Source organism: Pseudomonas vlassakiae (assembly GCF_014269035.2).
Taxonomy (GTDB): Bacteria; Pseudomonadota; Gammaproteobacteria; order Pseudomonadales; family Pseudomonadaceae; genus Aquipseudomonas; species Aquipseudomonas vlassakiae.
In genome coordinates this window covers 109626-126085 of record NZ_JABWRP020000015.1, presented here as the reverse complement: position 1 = coordinate 126085, position 16460 = coordinate 109626, and the positions used below count along the sequence as shown (strand labels likewise).

At 64.4% G+C, this 16460-nt stretch carries 16 protein-coding genes; 4 read left to right on the top strand and 12 right to left on the bottom strand.

Going from position 1 to position 16460, the window contains the following annotated elements:
• Position 1 precedes the first annotated feature (1 nt).
• Genes aroE through HU738_RS19220 form a run of 5 tightly spaced genes read right to left on the bottom strand, consistent with a single transcriptional unit; the run spans position 2 to position 3840 of the window.
• Positions 2–820: a shikimate dehydrogenase gene (aroE, locus tag HU738_RS19240; protein WP_186603128.1), complete on the bottom strand. Its 819-nt coding sequence runs from the start codon at positions 818–820 to the stop codon at positions 2–4.
• Positions 817–2049: a CaiB/BaiF CoA transferase family protein gene (locus HU738_RS19235; protein WP_186603127.1), complete on the bottom strand. Its 1233-nt coding sequence runs from the start codon at positions 2047–2049 to the stop codon at positions 817–819. The genes aroE and HU738_RS19235 overlap by 4 nt, the downstream gene beginning before the upstream one ends.
• Positions 2046–2501, bottom strand: coding sequence for a MaoC family dehydratase (locus HU738_RS19230; RefSeq protein WP_186603126.1), 456 nt, complete (start codon positions 2499–2501; stop codon positions 2046–2048). Before HU738_RS19230 ends, HU738_RS19235 begins: the two co-directional genes overlap by 4 nt.
• Positions 2498–2896 (bottom strand): VOC family protein, encoded by a 399-nt coding sequence (locus HU738_RS19225; RefSeq protein WP_186603125.1) that lies wholly within the window; start codon positions 2894–2896, stop codon positions 2498–2500. The genes HU738_RS19230 and HU738_RS19225 overlap by 4 nt, the downstream gene beginning before the upstream one ends.
• The gene (locus HU738_RS19220; protein ID WP_186603124.1) at positions 2893–3840 is read right to left on the bottom strand and encodes a ketopantoate reductase family protein; all 948 of its coding nucleotides are present in this window, start codon (positions 3838–3840) and stop codon (positions 2893–2895) included. The genes HU738_RS19225 and HU738_RS19220 overlap by 4 nt, the downstream gene beginning before the upstream one ends.
• 93 nt (positions 3841–3933) lie before the next feature.
• Between HU738_RS19220 and HU738_RS19215 the strand changes: the two genes are divergently transcribed.
• A complete protein-coding gene (locus HU738_RS19215; RefSeq protein ID WP_186603123.1) occupies positions 3934–4845 on the top strand; it encodes a LysR family transcriptional regulator in 912 nt (303 codons plus the stop codon).
• A 9-nt stretch (positions 4846–4854) separates the two neighbouring features.
• Here HU738_RS19215 and HU738_RS19210 read toward each other — a convergent pair whose 3' ends face one another.
• On the bottom strand, positions 4855–6039 hold the full coding sequence (locus HU738_RS19210) for a M20 aminoacylase family protein (RefSeq protein ID WP_186603122.1): 1185 nt from the start codon (positions 6037–6039) through the stop codon (positions 4855–4857).
• A 1-nt stretch (position 6040) separates the two neighbouring features.
• A complete protein-coding gene (locus HU738_RS19205) occupies positions 6041–7345 on the bottom strand; it encodes an MFS transporter (protein WP_186603121.1) in 1305 nt (434 codons plus the stop codon).
• Positions 7346–7718: 373 nt separating this feature from the next.
• On the opposite strand from HU738_RS19205, the gene HU738_RS19200 reads away from it, so the two are divergent.
• The gene (locus tag HU738_RS19200) at positions 7719–8849 is read left to right on the top strand and encodes a porin (protein WP_186603120.1); all 1131 of its coding nucleotides are present in this window, start codon (positions 7719–7721) and stop codon (positions 8847–8849) included.
• Here HU738_RS19200 and HU738_RS19195 read toward each other — a convergent pair.
• On the bottom strand, positions 8826–9764 hold the full coding sequence (locus HU738_RS19195; protein WP_186603119.1) for a LysR family transcriptional regulator: 939 nt from the start codon (positions 9762–9764) through the stop codon (positions 8826–8828). The two genes, HU738_RS19200 and HU738_RS19195, sit on opposite strands and share 24 nt — an antisense overlap.
• Positions 9765–9892: 128 nt before the next feature.
• Between HU738_RS19195 and HU738_RS19190 the strand changes: the two genes are divergently transcribed.
• Positions 9893–10606, top strand: a complete 714-nt coding sequence (locus HU738_RS19190) for a GntR family transcriptional regulator (RefSeq protein ID WP_054883782.1) — start codon at positions 9893–9895, stop codon at positions 10604–10606.
• Positions 10607–10613: 7 nt separating this feature from the next.
• On the opposite strand, the gene HU738_RS19185 is transcribed toward HU738_RS19190, so the two are convergent.
• From HU738_RS19185 to HU738_RS19170, 4 genes are all read right to left on the bottom strand, one after another.
• Positions 10614–11564: a PDR/VanB family oxidoreductase gene (locus HU738_RS19185; RefSeq protein WP_186603118.1), complete on the bottom strand. Its 951-nt coding sequence runs from the start codon at positions 11562–11564 to the stop codon at positions 10614–10616.
• A gap of 57 nt (positions 11565–11621) precedes the next feature.
• A complete protein-coding gene (locus HU738_RS19180) occupies positions 11622–12683 on the bottom strand; it encodes an aromatic ring-hydroxylating dioxygenase subunit alpha (RefSeq protein ID WP_186603117.1) in 1062 nt (353 codons plus the stop codon).
• Positions 12684–12799: 116 nt separating this feature from the next.
• Complete coding sequence (locus HU738_RS19175; RefSeq protein ID WP_437182034.1) at positions 12800–13510, bottom strand: murein L,D-transpeptidase catalytic domain family protein; 711 nt, start codon at positions 13508–13510, stop codon at positions 12800–12802.
• 92 nt (positions 13511–13602) lie between these two features.
• Positions 13603–14637: a L,D-transpeptidase gene (locus HU738_RS19170; protein ID WP_186603115.1), complete on the bottom strand. Its 1035-nt coding sequence runs from the start codon at positions 14635–14637 to the stop codon at positions 13603–13605.
• A 200-nt stretch (positions 14638–14837) separates the two neighbouring features.
• Between HU738_RS19170 and HU738_RS19165 the strand changes: the two genes are divergently transcribed.
• A complete protein-coding gene (locus tag HU738_RS19165; RefSeq protein ID WP_186603114.1) occupies positions 14838–16358 on the top strand; it encodes an NCS1 family nucleobase:cation symporter-1 in 1521 nt (506 codons plus the stop codon).
• Positions 16359–16460 lie beyond the last annotated feature (102 nt).

The following is a 16460-nucleotide window of genomic DNA, read 5'->3' as shown; positions in this document are numbered from 1 at the left end:
CTCACTCCAGGGGAATGGTCAGGCGGTCGATCACGGCACGGGTTTCAGGCCGTACCCCGCGCCACCAGGCAAATGCTTCTGCCGCCTGTTCCACCAGCATGCCGACGCCATCGGCCAGGCGCGCCACACCTTGCGCCTGCGCCATGCGCAGGAATGGTGTCAGGCCTTTGCCATAGGCCAGCTCATAGGCCAGGCGCGCGCCGCCCAGCACGCCAGCAGGCAGCGGCGGCAACTCACCGGTCAGGCTCGCGGAGGTGGCGTTGACAACAATATCGAAGGCTTGCCCGTCCAGTTCTTCATAACGGCTGATGCGCAGCCGGGGGTGATCCAGTTCGTTGCGCAAGGCCACTGCCTTGGCCATGTCGCGGTTGGCGATCACCAGCTCACGCGGCCCGGCCTGCAGGAACGGCAGCAAGGCGCCGCGCACTGCGCCGCCGGCACCGAGCAACAGCACCCGGCGCTGGCGCAGCGGTTCACCGAGGTTCTGCTCGATATCCCGCAGCAGGCCAATGCCATCGAAGTTCTCGGCGTAGATGCTGCCATCCTCGAACTTCAGCGCATTGGCCGCCCGTGCCAGCTGCGCACGCTCGCTGCGCCGGTCGGCCAGCTCGAAGGCGCGCAGCTTGAACGGCGCGGTGATGTTCATGCCCAGCCCGCCCTCGCTGCGCAACTGCAGCACCTGGGTCTCGAAGCCCTCCAGCTCGCCCTCGATGGCGCCGTACTCCAGGGCCTGGCCAGTGGCCTCGGCGAACAGGCCATGGATCAATGGGGACTTGGTGTGGTTGATCGGCCGGCCGATCACTGCATAGCGGTCGCTCATCGTGCATCTCCGTGGGTGAACAGCACACCGTCTGCCTGCATGGCGGTGATTTCTTCGGGGCTGAAGCCAAGTGCCGCGGCGACTTCGGCGTTGTGCTGGCCGAGGTCCGGAGCCACCTGGTGGATCGTGGTGTCGCAGTCGGAAAAGCGAAACGGCAGGTTGGGCAGGCGCAAGGTGCCGTAGCGCGGGTGCTGCTGTTCGATGACCATGTTGCGCGCCTGGATCTGCGGGTCGGCCAGCACCTCGTCGATGCGCTGCACCTTGGCGCTGGGGATGTCGATGCCATCCAGCAGCTGCAGGATATCGGCCACCTGGCGCGCGCCGACCCAGTCGCGGACCACGGCCAGGATCGCCTGGCGGTGGGCGTTGCGACCGTTGAGGCTGTGGTAGCGCGTGTCGCTGCCAAACCCGCTCGGGCCACCGTTGGCTTCGAGCATGGCGGCAAAGCGTTGCCAGGCATCGTCGACCTGGGCGGCGATCACCAGGTCGCCATCGGCAGCGCGGAACACGCCGTACAGGGTCGAGGTGGGCATGTCATGGCCCGTCTGTTCCGGCAACACGGTGCCATCGGACAAGGTGTAGCACTGCACCGCGTACTCATGCATCGACACCAGCGTGTCGTACAGGGCCATGTCGATGTGCTGGCCGCGGCCGCTGTTGGCCCGGCCCAGCAGCGCCGCATTGATTGCCGCCACGGCATGGATGCCGGTGTACATGTCGCCCAGCGAAATGCGCAGCAGCGGCGGCGCTTCGCCGGGCACGCCGACCATCTGCATGATCCCGCTCTTGGCCTCGGCGATCAGCCCGAAGCCGGCGCGGTGGGCGTCCGGCCCGGTATGGCCGTAGGCGGAAATCGAGCAGTACACCAGGCGCGGGTTGCGCGCCGCGAGTTCGGCGTAGCCCAGGCCCAGCTTGTCCAGGGCGCCGGGGCGGTAGTTTTCGATGAACACGTCGGCCGAATCGGTCAGGCGCTGCATGAAGGCCTTGCCGCGCGGGTCCTTCATGTTCACGCTGACGCCCTGCTTGCCCATGTTCAGCTGCAGGAAGTAACCGCTCTGCTGGTCGTCCAGGGTGAATGCATGCTGCCGGCCGGCATCGCCGCTGCCCGGCCGCTCGACCTTGATCACCTCTGCGCCCAGGGCTGCCAGGCAGCGCCCGACATAGGGGCCGGCGAGGAAGTGGCTGTAGTCGATGACGCGGATACCCGCCAATGGCAATGCCTGGCTCATGCTTCGGCCCTCCGCGGCACCATCAGCCGGTGCTCGCCGCGCTGCACGACTTCGCCGTGCTGGTTGATCAGCTCCGAGGGCAGCACCACGATGCCCCACCCTGGCCGGCTTTTGCTCGGGCGCATCGCCCCCACGCGCATGCGCACGTGCAACACATCGTTGACCTTGATCGGCAGCACGAAGTCCCAGGTCCAGCCCAGCGACATGCCCGGCAGGAAACGGTAGTCGCACTGGGTCTTCAGGCCGTCGGCAATCGACAGCCCGAACAGGCCGTGGGCGACCAGGCAGCCGAAGTGGCTGGCGTTGGCGTACGCCTCGTCGACGTGCACCGGGGTGTGGTCACCGGTCAGGTCGGCGTAGGCCAGGATCCGTTCGCGGGTCACGGTGTAGGTCGGGCTGATGCATTCATCGCCTTCGCGGGCGTCGTCCCAGTATCTTTCCACCACGCTCATGCCTGAACCTCCGAGCGGGGGTCGATGGCCAAGGCCTGGGCGACGCAGGCCGCCGGCAACGCCTGGATGAATTCCACGGCCAGGCCGTCGGGCAGGCGCAACCAGTTACGCCCTTGGGGCATCTCGCTGACGCCGAAACGCTGGGCCGCCGCCAAGGCGGCTTCGAGGTCTTCGCACATGATGCCCAGGTGCGCCATGCGCCCTTCCGGGCCGGCGAAGTCCGGCTGGTGGATGAACTGCAGGCCACCCAGGGTCCAGTACTGCGCAGGCCGCTCGAGGTCGCCCTGCACTTCGCGCATGGTCATGCCGCACACTTCGCTGAAGAAACGGATATGCCACTGGATGTCGCGCACCCAGAACGCGACATGTTCGAGGTAGGCTTTTGGCTGGCTCATGGGTTTTCCCTCTTCTGGTGATCGGCCATGGCGCGTTCGATGCCCTTGATGCAGGCCACCAGGGTTGCGTTGACCGGTGTGGCCACGCCATGGCGCTGGCCCCAGCGCACGACGGAGCCGTTGATGAAGTCGATTTCGGTGATCGAGCCTTTTTCCAGGCTTTGCAGCATCGAGGTGCGGAAACTCGCCGGCAGGCCTTCGGCGGCCAGCGTCCAGGCAGCCTCGGGGCTGGTCAGGCTCAGGCGGATGCCGGCGCGCTCGGCCACGGCGATGGCTTCGGCCACGGCGGCCTTGGCGGTGCTTTCGAGCAGCGGCTCGCTGTACAGCTGGCCGTAGCTGAGCATGGTGATGCCGCTCAGCGCGCCGGTGGCGACGTTCACTAGAAGCTTGTCCCACATGGTGCCGAGGATGTTGTCGCTGACCGTGGTGGCCAGCCCGGCGCCGTTGAAGGCGGCGGCAATGGCTTGCACACGGGGCGTGAGCTGGCCGTCCAGCTCGCCGATGAAGGTCTGCTTGCCCGCCACACCGGCACGGATCGAACCCGGCGCCAGCAGCACGCCGCCGACGTAGGTCTTGCCCGCCAGCACCCGCTCGCGCCCTACCGCCTCGGCCAGGATGTCCTCGTGGCCCAGGCCGTTCTGCAGCGACAGCACCAGCGTCTGCGGCCCGATCAGCGCGCTGGCACCGGCAATGGCCTCGGCGGTGTGGAACGACTTGACCAGCACCACCACCAGGTCTGCCACGCCGACGTCCTCGGCATCAATTGCGGCGTTGACCCGCACCTGGCGCTCGCCGCGTTCGTCCTGCACCTGCAGCCCGTGCAGGTTCATGGCCTCGACATGCGCACGGCCACGGTTCAACAGCCAGGTTTCATGCCCCACCTCGCTCAAGGCCGCGCCAATGGCGCAACCCAGGGCACCGGCACCGAGAATGCAGATTTTCACGTCGCAGACCTCCTGTGGTTTGCGACTACCTTATGCAGCGAGGCTTATTTGAGCTATACAATGGCCTCAATAGCACTATTGAGATTCACAATAATGACCCCGCTCGAACCCTTGCCGGAACCCAAGCTGCTGCAGTTGTTCGAGGTGCTTTACCAGTGCCGAAGCGTGACCCGCGCCGCCGAGCAGCTGGGCCAGAGCCAACCGACCCTGAGCATCTGGCTGGGGCGCCTGCGTGAGCAGTTGAACGACCCGTTGTTCGTGCGCACGCCGGGCGGCATGGCCCCTACCCCGCGGGCCGACCAGCTGATAGGGCCGTGCCGGGAAGTGCTGGAATCACTGCGCCGCCTCAGCGACTGGGCGCCACAGTTCATGCCAGCCACGGCACAACGGCGCTTTCGCCTGTGTGTCAGCGATGCCAGCCATATCACCTTGCTGCCCAGCATCCTCAACCATTTGCGCAGCCATGCGCCGGGCATTCGCCTGGAAGCGGCGCGGATCGATGGCAATACCGAGAGCGCGCTGGAATCCGGTGAAGCGGACCTGGCCATCGGTTTGGTGCCCGGGCTTGGCGCGGGCATGTATCAACAGGTGCTGTTCGAACAGGACTGGGTTTGCCTGAGCAGCGCACAGCATCCGCGGTTGGGCGATGGCATGAGCGTGGCGCGCTACCGGGCCGAGGGGCACGTGCAGATCAGTGCCGGGACCGGGCAGAAGCTGCTCGAAACCGGCCTGGCGCGGGCCGGGATCGAGCGCAGGACCATGCTCGAACTGCCCGGCTTTCTCGGCTTGGGCATGATCGTCGGGACCACCGACCTGGTCGCCACGCTGCCGCGGCACATCGGCCAGACACTTGCCGACATGCACGGGCTGAGGCTGCATGACTGCCCGTTTGCCGTAGAGCGCTTCACCGTCAAGCAGCATTGGCATGCGCGCTATCACCAGGACGCTGGCAATCGCTGGATCAGAGGGGTGATCCGCGAGCTGTTTCAACAGCCGCCAGCCTGATGCTGCACCTCAACGCAGGTAGTCCCGGACCCATTTCACCCAGCAATCGGCGCCTATCTTCACCAGCGCATCGTTGAAGTCATAGTGCGGGTTGTGCACCGAGCAGCCATGGAACTCGCCGGTACCGTTGCCCAGCATGAAATAGCAGCCTGGCCGCGCCTGCAGCATGTAGGCGAAGTCCTCGGTGCCCATGACTTTTTTCGGCATCGTATCCAGCAGCGCACCGTCAGCGAACAACGGCCTCAGGCTGTCACGCAGCAACGCGCTTTCCTGGTCGCTGTTGCACAGCGCCGGCGCCAGTTGAGTGAACTGCACATCGATCTGCACGCCGTAGCTTTCGGCATGGCCTTTGACCAGGGCGTCGATGCGACTGTTGATTTTCTGCTGCGTTTCGGCCGTGTCTGTGCGCACGCTCAGCAGCATGCACGCTTCATCGGGGATGATGTTGTAGACGGTGCCGGCCTGGATCATGCCAATGCTGATGACCGCGTATTCCTCGACACTCAGGTTGCGCGACTTGATGGTCTGGATGGCGCTGATCAGGCTGTTCAGCGCCATCACCGGGTCGACCGACAGTTCCGGCATCGCACCGTGGCCACCCTTGCCGGTGATGCGAATGCTGACGCGCTGCGAAGACGCCATGGTTGGCCCGGCCTGAACCACGCAGGTGCCCACCGGCAAGCCAGGCATGTTGTGCAGGGCGTACACCGAATCACACGGAAAACGCTCGAACAGGCCATCGTCGAGCATGGCCTTGGCCCCGGCCAGGCCTTCTTCATCCGGCTGGAAGATCACATTCAACGTGCCATTGAAATCTCGCGTGGCAGCCAGCTGCGAAGCGGCGGCCAGGAGGATTGCGGTATGCCCGTCATGGCCACAGGCATGCATGCGACCGGGGATCTTGCTGGCATGGGCGAAGGGGTTTTTCTCGGTCATGGGCAAGGCATCCATGTCGGCGCGCAACCCGATGCTGCGTGGACCGTTGCCCACCTTCAACACGCCGACCACACCATGCCCGCCCACGTTGCGATGGACCTCGTAGCCCCACGCCTGGAGCCTGTCGGCCACCAGCGCGGCGGTGTCGGGGGTGTCGCCGCCCAGTTCCGGCGCGGCGTGGATCTGTCGGCGCAGCGTGACGAACTCATCCAGTGCCGCAGCCTCGCACCGAGGCGGTTTGCTCAGGAACGTACCCATGTCACTCGCATCCTTTGTTTTCAGGGAAATAACGGAGGCAGGCCAGGCTGACCACGCCACCCGCCAGGAGGAAATAGGCCGGCGCCATCGGGGTTTGCAGCGCGGCGATCAGCCAGGTGGCCACCAGCGGCGCGAAGCCGCCGAAGAGGGTCACGCCGAGGCTGTAACTGACCGAGGTGCCGAAGGAGCGCCGGGCTTTCGGGAAGCCCTCCATGATCAGCGCGAAGAACGCACCCGCACCGATGCAGGTCGGCAAGATCAACACCGCGACGCACATCATGGCCAGGCCCAGGTCGCGCACCTGCCCGAGCAGGTGGAACACTGGCAGGATCAGCATCACCGGCGTGGCCACCGTCCAGGCCAGCAGGCGCTTGCGCAACTGGTACCGGTCGGCAAACTTGCCCGCCAGCGGGCAGATCACCGCCATGCAGCCGCTGCTGATGCAGGCGATGGCCATGGCGCTGCCAGGCGGATACTGCAAGGTGGTGGTGAGGTAGGTGGGCATGTAGAACACCAACAGGTACATGCCGATGGTCGAACTGGCCATCAGGCCGATGCCCAGGGTGATGCGTTTGAGCAGTTGCGCATCGAGCCCTTGTCCGCCATGCGACACTGGCGTCGCCTCGTGGGTTTCTGGCAGGCGCGTGCGAATGTACCAACCGACCGGGCCGATCAGCAGCCCGACGATGAAGGGTAGCCGCCACCCCCAGCTTTCCAGTGCCACGGGGTCAAGCGACTGGTGCAGCGCAAAGCCGAAGGCGGCGCCCACCAAGGCGGCATACCCCTGGCTGGCGGCTTGCCAGCTGACATTCCGACAACGGTTGCTGGCCGCACTCGACTCCATCAGAAACACCGATGCAGTCCCGACCTCCCCGCCTGCCGACAGGCCTTGAATGAGTCGACCGAGCACCAGCAACAGCGTGGCGAAAATGCCAATCTGCGAATAGGTGGGCGCAAAGGCGATCAACGCGGTGCCCAGGGTCATCAGGCCGATGGTGAGGCTCAAGGCGGCCTTGCGCCCATGCCGGTCGGCATAGCGGCCGATGACCATTGCCCCGATGGGACGCATGAGGAAACCCACACCAAAGGTGGCCAGCGACATCAATAACGACGCCGTCGCCGATTCGGCGGGGAAGAAATGCTTGCCGATCAGCACGGCGAAGAAGCTGTAGATCGTGAAGTCGTACATTTCCAGCGCATTGCCCAGCGAACAGGCGACCAAGGTCTTGCGCGAAGCACGCCCCCCTTGTGCGGCGCTATGCGCGCCGGGCTGCACGGCGGTCGATGCGGGTAGCGGTGTTGTCATTGTGTTCTCCGATGGCAAATCGCGGCGTGCCACGACTATCGGCCAATCGGGCACGCAACACACTTGCAGTTTCGGCATACACCTAACCGAGGGTTAATCACTCCGCGCAGGCCACGGCCAACATGCCCTGAAGTGGCGCACCGTTCGCCCTGCCTGTACCCGCTGCCCCGTTAACGCACACTGAGCGGCCCACCGCACGGCACCTTGTCGGGTGCTGGCAGGCGCTCTGCAGCAGGCGTCGCCGCCAGACGTGGGCAGCGCCAGCAGCTGATTAACCAAGCGGCATAGGGTTGCCGAATAAGCAATCGCACTGAAACGATCTGTTCATCGACGCTACGGGCCACCCCATCAGTGAGTTGGCCTGGAGTCGTGAATGAACACTCGCACTACCTCGATGCTGTTGATGATTCAATGTGCCGCCCTTGCCGTGCAGGCGCACGCCGAGGGCTTCCCGAGCCTGGGCCGGATTGCGCCAGGCTTCGGTTATTACGGGGTGGATAACGGCTTCGATGACAAGCTCAAGGTCTACGGCACCGTGGACGCCTTCACCAGCTATCACGACTCGCAGCACCATTCGGGTTTTCGTCTGGCCGGTGGCGGCGCATGGACCAACAAGCTCGGGCTGTATGCCAGGAAGGCAGTGGGCACCGATACTGTCGTGGAGCTGGATGTCGAAGAGGGCTTCAACGTCAACGGCAAAGCCTTGGAAGGGACCTGGGACACGATCGGCAGCCTGCGCCTGGCCACGCTGGCCTTGCGCTCGCGAACCCTGGGCAAGCTTGAGTTCGGCAAGACCTACAGCATGGGCACCCCGACCTACGCCGACCCGTTCCTCGCCACGTATGGCTCGCCCTACACCTTCCTGGCCCTGCCTGCCGCTGGCAAAGGTGCCTACAACCTGGACCTGCGGCCGAAACATACCCTGGCCTACACCAGCCCGACCCTGAACGGTTTCAGCCTCGGCACCGCAGTGACCTTCGGCTTCGATGATGCCGCCAGCCAGGGGCGTACCGTGCGCGGTGGCGGCGCCAGGCTGCAATACCGCACCAGTACGCTGATGCTGCTGGCCTCCTACAACCTGTATTACAGCGACCCTTGGGACGACGGCGGCACCTCACGCCAGACCGCCAACCATTACAAGAGCCTGTCGACGTTCTACGATTTCGGCCCGCTGGCCACCAGCCTGACCTGGCAACACCAGGCCGTCGACCAGCACGGCACCCCCAGTACCACGCTGTACACCTTCGGCGTAATGGCACCGGTTGGCCAGCTGGACGTGCTGCGCCTGGCCGTGATGCAGCGCCAGGTCACGGCGCGCGACAAGAATGCCCAAGGGGTGATGCTCGGCTACGATCATTTCATCAACCCGCGCTGGGCTGTGTATGGGCGGGTTGGCAAGATCTTCAACCAGCCTGCGTCCTCGGTCACCTACGCTGGCACTCCGCTGGACCAGCTGGGCGACGACCCCGGCAACCTCTCCCTAGGCATGTACTACCACTTCTGACGGCGCCGGGCGGGTGTGCCTGAGCACCTGCCCGCGCAAGCTGTGAAACAGTTCCTGGGCGGGTGCGGTCAGGCTGTGGCGGTCGATGCAGACCAGGTTGACCGGGTAATCCGGAATCAGCTCCTGCACTGCCACGGCCAGGTACTCGCCATCAACGCCAAAGGCAAACCCCTGGTCCACGGCCAGCTCACTGATGGTCATCAACGATTCGGTGTTCTTCAACAGCTTCAGCGCCATCATCACCGACGTGCATTCAATGGTGTTCTGCGGCACCCGCAGGCCGTTGCTATCGAACAGCTGGTGAAACTGCGATGCCGGGTCCGAGAGTTCATCCAGGCTGATCCACGGGGCGTATTGCAAGGTGCGCAGTGACTTGGCGAACTTCTGCTGATTCGACGCATGGCAGATCACCCGCCCCTTGATGCTGCCAAGCGCTTCCCAGTCCAGGTTGAGCCGGCTCAACGGCTGCTGCGAAGTAATGGCGAAATCCAGGCTGCCATCGCGCAGCCGTTGCAGAATCTGACTGGGGCGCAGGTCGGTGATGGTGATCTTCACCCGCGGGTATTTGCGCCGGAAGGCCAGGATGCTGTCGTCGACCCCGTCCAGCATCGCCGTCAGCGAAGTCACCCCGATGGACACTGCGCCCACCGCAGCGTCCTGGATACTGGCCGCTTCGATCTGCAGGCGGCGAATGCTTTCCACCACCAGGTTGGCATGGCGGATGACACGCTTGCCTTCCTCGGTCAGGGCCATGCCTTTGGATGAGCGCTGCAACAGGGTGAAACCGACCTCGCGCTCCAGCTCCTTGATCGACCGGCTCAGTGCAGGCTGGGTGATATGCATGAGCTTGGACGCTTCGAGAATGCTGCCTGCGTTGTGGATGGCGACCAGCGCCTTGAGTTGGTGAAGTTTCAAAGGTCTCTACCTTGTTGTCAGCGGGCCAGTTCCATGCCGCGCACAGATTACCGCAAGCACCACCTGCGCAGTGCAACGTCCGTGCCGCTTGCGTTACCATGGCGGCCCCTTCGTTGAGGTCGCGTGCAATGAGCAAACACGGCCAGACCATCCTGGTCGCCCTGCGCAAGATGATCGCCTCCGGCGAACTGGCCGGCGGTGAACGGTTGATGGAAGTCCCTACCGCAGAACGTTTCGGCGTTTCCCGCATGCCGGTGCGCATGGCGTTCCGCACCCTGGAACAGGAAGGCCTGCTGGTGCGCCATGGCGGCAAGGGTTTCCAGGTGCGTACATTGAGCGTCGATGACCTCACCGGCGCGGTGGAGGTCCGCGGCGTTCTTGAAGGGCTGGCCGCCCGCCTGTGCGCCGAACGTGGCCTGGACGCGCAGGCCATGGCCACCCTGGTGCAATGCCTCGATGAGGGCGACGCCCTGTTCGCCAAGGGCTACATCACCGAACAGGACCTGGCGGCCTATCACGACCTCAACGTGCGCTTGCACCAGGTGATCGTGGCCGGCAGCGGCAACCCGGCCATTGCCGAGGCGCTGGCGCGCAATGACCATCGCCCGTTCGCCTCGGTGTCGGCGCTGGCCTTCGACCGCGACGACATGGCCCGCGAGTACCGGCGCTTCAATTACGCCCACATGCAGCACCACTCATTGGTCGATGCACTGCGCAACGGCCAGGGCGCACGCGCCGAAAACATCATGCGCGAACACGCCAATGCCACACTGCGCTATGCCGAAGTGTTCGGCGCGGCCAGCACGGCAAGTGGCGTCCAGGTGATTTCCAGGGGCGACTAGGCGCACTCTACAGGTCCAGCACCAGCATGGGCGTCCTGGCCCGTGAACAGCACGGGGTGAACTGGTCATTGGCGGCCTGCTCGGCTTCGGTCAGGTACAGGTCGCGATGCTCCGGCACGCCTTCCAGCACCCGGGTCAGGCAGGTACCGCAGACCCCCTGCTCGCACGACACCGCCATCGGCACGCCGTGGCTTTGCAAAACCTGAACCACGGTCTTGTCCGCGGGGATCTCGAACACCTGGCCGGTGCTGGCGAGCCTGACCGAAAACACCCCGTCACCCGCGGTGTCGACTGGCGCGGCGGCGAAGTACTCGCGGTGCAGCTGGGTGTCCTGCCAACCCTGACGGCGGGCATCGTCCAGTACCTGCTGCATGAAGCCAGCCGGGCCGCAGACGTACAGGTGATCCTCCGCGCCGGGCACGGCCAGTACCTGGGCCAGGTCGAGCCGGGTCTGCGGGAGCGCGTCGAAATGCAGATGGACCCGGCCGGCGAACGGTGTCGCCGCCAGGCGCTGGAGAAATGCCGCACGCTCGCTGGAGCGGGCGCAGTAGTGCAACTCGAAGTGATCGCCTTGCAGCCACAACTGCTCTGCCATGCACAGGATCGGGGTGATCCCGATGCCGCCGGCAAACAGCAAACTGCGGCGGGCACCGGGCGCCAGGGCAAAGAGATTGCGCGGCTCGCTGATCAGCAGCCGCTGCCCGGCTTCGACCTGCTCGTGCAGGCAGCGGGAGCCGCCGCGCGATGCTGCATCATTAAGCACGCCGATCAGGTAGCGGTGACGCTCCTGCGGGTGATTGCACAAGGAGTACTGGCGCACCAGGCCGCCGGGCAAGTGCACATCGATGTGCGCCCCGGCACTGAATGCGGGTAGCGGCTGGCCTTGGGCGCAGCGCAATTCGTAGCTGCAGATACCTTCGGCTTCACGGGTTCGGGCTGTGACGACGACTTCAATCATGGCTCACCTTGCATGGACGGCCACCGGGATGGCCGGTCTGGGCATCGACGGGGACGTTTACTGCGCGGTTGCGATCAGCGCTGCAGCGGCGCCGGCCTGTTCTTGGGCGACCCGCCGCTCGAGTATGCGTCGCGCCTGCACGCCGCCCGCATCGATATTGAGCTTGAGCAGGTTGCGCTGCGGGTTCGCCAGCAGGTTGGCCTGTTGCTGTTCAAGCATGTCGAGGTCTTCGCTGAAGATCTTGCCCTGCCCTTCGCGAATGCTGGCGGTCAGGGCCTGATCCTCAGGGTTGAAGTTGCGCGCCATGCCCCAGAAGTACCAGATCGAGGTCTCGGTCTCCGGTGTGATGAAGTCGACCACGATGCTCGACGCTTTGTCCTGGGCGGCCGCGTGGTAGCCCCCTTTGCCGGCGAGCGCCACGCCCACTTCGATCAGGACATGGCTGGGTGGGGTGAAACGGCAGATCTGCCAGCGGTCGACCGGCTGGTCGTCGGGCAGCTGATTGCCCCGCAGCGCCATGCGCCAGAACGGTGGCGCCATGATGTTCTGCATGTGGCGGGCAGTGACCACCTCGTCGCCGTTGACCGTAGTGACCGGCGGTGCTTCGTCGATTTCCTTCTGGCCGATGCTGGAGGCGTGAACGTAGGTTTCGTGGGTCAGGTCCATCAGGTTGTCGATCATCAGGCGATAGTCGCAATTGATGTGGAACAACCCGCCGCCGTAAGCCCACTCGTCACTCTCTGCCCACGGCAGGTGGCACAGGCTGGCGGGGTCGGCCAGTGCCTGATCGCCGGGCCAGACCCAGACAAAGCCATAACGCTCGACCGTGGCATAGGCCTTGTTGCAGGGGAAGCCCCGTACCCGCTGGCCTGGCATCTCGACGGCCTTGCCATCGCCGCCCATGACCAGGCCATGGTAACCGCAGACGAGGTTGCCATGCTCGACATAGCCCAGGGACAACGGTGCCCCACGGTGCGGGCAGAAATCCTCGACGGCGCGGATCAGGTTCTGCTGACCGCGGTAGAACACCATCTTTTCCCCGCAGATCTGCCGGCCCAGGGGCTTTTCGGTGATTTCGTCAGGGGTGCAGGCGACGTACCAGGCGTTTTTCGGGAACATCCGATTCTCCGATTGATTGTTTTTGTGGATCCATTAACAACCAGAAACCGGAAATCAGTCAACAAAAAAGTGGCTTATGGATATTTATGGATCCACAAGCCACTTAAAACGCGTGGCTACTTGCTGGCGATCGACGGGTTGGCCAGCGGGCAGCTCTGGGCGTTGAGAAACCGCGACTTCTTCAGCCACTCCTGCTGCGGGTAGTAGGCAAACACGTAGCTGCCGCGTTGCAGCGTGTCGATCAGCTTGCCGGCGATTGCCGGCCGCACGGCGGGGCAGCCCTGGCTGCGCCCCAGCCGACCGAGGCCGGGTACGACCTTGGGGTCGGCATAGGCGGCTGCGTGCATGACAATCGCCCGCGACATGCTGTTGTCGTTGAACCCAGGCTCGAGCCCCTGAAGACGCAGCGAGCGGCCGTGCTTGCCGCTGTAGGTCTGACCGGTTTCATACAGGCCGAGGGAGGACTGGTAGCTGTTGGGGGCGTTGGAGAACGTCGTCGGCACATCGGCGCCGCTGTTCTTGCCGTGGGCCACCCACTCCTCGAACAACAGCTTGCGCGCGCGCAAGTCGAACACCCACAGGCGCTTGTCTCGCGATGCCTTGGAGTAATCGATCACGGTCAGCAACTTGTCCCCCTCGCTGTGGCTGGCACAGGCATAGGCGGTGAGTGCCAGGTCCAGGGTCGACAGGCTCGCATTGGGCGCCAGTTGCTGCAGTTCGGCGGCGCTGGGCAGGGGTTGCGCATGGGCAGCTTGCCAGGCGCTGAGGAAAAACAGGCCAAGACTGGCCAAAGAGAGCCGTACGGCTCCCCGCAAGGGATCGAACATCGACATGGTTACCCCGGTAAAGGCCGCTCAGCAAGCGGAGCTGGCTTGCGGCCAAAAGCCACCACTTTGCTTGAATTCTTTGGGCTTGCCGATCATTTCTTGACCAATGGCTTGAGTTTTTCACCGTCATCGGTGCTGATCACCGTGAATTTGCCGTCGCTGCGGGTATCCCGGGTCGACGCCCAATCCGTGATCACCAGCATCGTGCCGACATCCATCGCCGCGCGCAGGTGATGGCGGAACTCCGGGTTGATGTCCAGTTGCCCCAACTGCTCATAGGGGGTATCGCCGTACTCCGGGTTGCTCAAGCCCACCACTGACCAACGCAAGGGTAGCGCACCGTCGAGCGCCAGGGCGGACGGTTTTTGCAGCAGCGAATACACCGCCATGCCACTGCGGTGCTGGCTGTTGGCAAGCGAGAGTGCAGGCGCCGAGCCGATCAGCTGGCCACCGCGATAGACGTAGGCGCGCAGGTCGGCGCGGCTGATCAGGATCGACAGCGGCCCCGAGGTCGGGTCCGGGTCGTTCCAGAACTGTTGGTTACTCAACACCAGCGGGCCCTGGGCCTTGCCTGCGCTGACCGTGGGCGCCAGCACGCCAGGGTGGTTGACCTCCACCGGAGCACTGTGGGTATCGGAGACGATGACGGTGGTCGAGCTGAAGCCGGTGACCTCGTACAGCTTCTTGGCAAACTCCAGCGGCAGGCGCACGCAGCCATGGGAAGCCGGGTAGCCCGGCAGATGGCCGGCGTGCAAGGCGATACCGTCCCAGGTCAGCCGCTCCATGTACGGCATCGGTGCGCTGTTGTAGAGGCTGGATTTGTGCTCGACCTTCTTCTGCAGAATGCTGAACACCCCGGTAGGGGTTTCCCGCCCCGCCTTGCCGGTGCTCACAGTGCTGACGCCAATGGCAATGCCATTGCGATAGACGTAGGCGCGTTGCTCGGTGAGGCTGACCACTACGGTCACCGGCCCTGCCGGCGAGACCTGCGGGAACCAGAGAAACTGGCCGGGCTTGAGGCTTTCGAGCTGGCTCCTGAGTGCAGCCGGGGTCGGTACCTGGAGCGGCGCCGCCTCGACCACGGTGGCGGCAAGCAACAGACCCAGCGCGAGCGGTACATGCAACATCGAACTGATCCTCATGGCATCCTGCGGTAACAACGGTGCACGAAAACGTGCACAAATTTCCCACTTCAAAGCGTAATCCACAACGCAAATAACGGCGAGAACCCGCAGAGGGCTTGTAATCCAGCACGTTCATGGTTGGTACGAATCTTGTTTGTATACAAATACAAACAATAAAAGTACACAACCATCATGGAGTCCCGATGGCGTCGATTTCCCGTTCCGATGTTGGCCAGCTTGCCGATCTCCCCGCCGAAACGGCCGGCTCCAGTGCGTCGCAGCTGAGCCCGCGGCTGTACAGTAACGACCTTGCACCGACCCGGGCGGCCAATCGCACCTGGGGGCGCTACAGCCTGTTCGCGCTGTGGACCAATGACGTGCACAACATCGCCAACTACTCCTTCGCCATCGGCCTGTTCGCCTTGGGCATGAGCGGCGCGCAGATCCTCGCCGCCTTCGCGCTCGGTGCGCTGGTGATCTACGGCCTGATGAACCTGTCCGGTTACATGGGGCAGAAGACCGGCCTGCCCTACCCCGTCATGTGCCGGATCAGCTTCGGCATCCATGGCGCGCAGATCCCGGCCCTGATCCGTGCAGTGATCGCCATCGCCTGGTTCGGCATCCAGACCTACCTCGCCTCGGTCGTCCTGCGCGTGCTGCTCACCGCCATCGCGCCGGACCTCAGGCCCTACGACCAGAATTCGATCCTCGGCCTGTCGACCCTGGGCTGGGTCACCTTCGTGGCCATCTGGTGCGTGCAGGTCGCAATCTTCGCCTATGGCATGGAGATGGTGCGCCGGTTCGAATCGCTCGCCGGGCCGATCATCCTGGTCGCCTTCAGCGCCCTGGCGGCCTGGATGTACTGGCGCAGCGGCCTGTCGATCGCCTGGTCCAGTGGTAACGCGCCGACCGGCGCCGGCATGTGGCTGAAGGTGTTCGGTGCTGCCGCGCTATGGGTATCGCTGTACGGCACCATGATTCTCAACTTCTGCGATTTCACGCGTAACTGCCCAGACCGGCGAACCATCAGCGTTGGCAACTTCTGGGGCCTGCCAGTCAACATGCTGGGGTTCGCGCTGATCGCCGTGGTGCTTGCCGGTGCGCAATTCAGCATCGACGGCAAGCTGGTGCAAAGCCCCAGCGAAATCGTCGCCGCCATCCCCAACACCGCCGGCCTGGTGCTGGCCTGCCTGGCCTTCCTGCTGGTCACCGTGGCGGTGAACATCATGGCCAACTTCGTCGCCCCGGCCTTCGTCCTCACCAACCTGGCGCCAAAGGTATTGAACTTCCGCCGCGCAGGCTTGCTCAGCGCCACCATCGCGGTGGTGATCCTGCCATGGCACCTGTACAACAGCCCGGCGGTGATCGTGTACTTCCTAGGCGGCCTGGGCGCCCTGCTCGGCCCGCTGTACGGCATCATGGTCACTGACTACTACCTGGTGCGCCGTAGCCGGGTGAACCTGCCGCAGCTCTACAGTGAAAGCCCTGCGGGCGACTATCACTACCGCGGTGGGGTCAACCTGCGCGCCGTGGCAGCGTTCATCCCGGCCGCGCTGATCGCCATCCTGCTGGCGCTGGTGCCGGCGTTCGAGACGCTTTCGCAGTTCTCCTGGTTCTTCGGCGCCGGGCTGGGTGGGCTGATCCACTACGCCATCGCCAACCGCGGTGTCCGGTATCTGGAAGTGTCTGGCGAAGCCATCGCAGTGGACGCCGCACAGCACTGATCAGGGCTGGAAAAGCAGGCGCCTGCCTTGAGTTCAGAGGTGAGGCATAGCTCGAGCGCCGCCCGCGCGGCGCTCGATCGTATAGGCGCTACAAATTCAACG

Coding starts and splice junctions, on each gene's coding strand:
- HU738_RS19200 (WP_186603120.1), top strand. CDS start 7,719: ATGAACACTCGCACTACCTCGATGCTGTTGATGATTCAATGTGCCGCC.
- HU738_RS19180 (WP_186603117.1), bottom strand. CDS start 12,683: ATGTTCCCGAAAAACGCCTGGTACGTCGCCTGCACCCCTGACGAAATC.
- HU738_RS19235 (WP_186603127.1), bottom strand. CDS start 2,049: ATGAGCCAGGCATTGCCATTGGCGGGTATCCGCGTCATCGACTACAGC.
- HU738_RS19175 (WP_437182034.1), bottom strand. CDS start 13,510: ATGTTCGATCCCTTGCGGGGAGCCGTACGGCTCTCTTTGGCCAGTCTT.
- HU738_RS19210 (WP_186603122.1), bottom strand. CDS start 6,039: ATGGGTACGTTCCTGAGCAAACCGCCTCGGTGCGAGGCTGCGGCACTG.
- HU738_RS19165 (WP_186603114.1), top strand. CDS start 14,838: ATGGCGTCGATTTCCCGTTCCGATGTTGGCCAGCTTGCCGATCTCCCC.
- HU738_RS19230 (WP_186603126.1), bottom strand. CDS start 2,501: ATGAGCGTGGTGGAAAGATACTGGGACGACGCCCGCGAAGGCGATGAA.
- HU738_RS19205 (WP_186603121.1), bottom strand. CDS start 7,345: ATGACAACACCGCTACCCGCATCGACCGCCGTGCAGCCCGGCGCGCAT.
- HU738_RS19190 (WP_054883782.1), top strand. CDS start 9,893: ATGAGCAAACACGGCCAGACCATCCTGGTCGCCCTGCGCAAGATGATC.
- HU738_RS19185 (WP_186603118.1), bottom strand. CDS start 11,564: ATGATTGAAGTCGTCGTCACAGCCCGAACCCGTGAAGCCGAAGGTATC.
- HU738_RS19215 (WP_186603123.1), top strand. CDS start 3,934: ATGACCCCGCTCGAACCCTTGCCGGAACCCAAGCTGCTGCAGTTGTTC.
- HU738_RS19225 (WP_186603125.1), bottom strand. CDS start 2,896: ATGAGCCAGCCAAAAGCCTACCTCGAACATGTCGCGTTCTGGGTGCGC.
- aroE (WP_186603128.1), bottom strand. CDS start 820: ATGAGCGACCGCTATGCAGTGATCGGCCGGCCGATCAACCACACCAAG.
- HU738_RS19170 (WP_186603115.1), bottom strand. CDS start 14,637: ATGTTGCATGTACCGCTCGCGCTGGGTCTGTTGCTTGCCGCCACCGTG.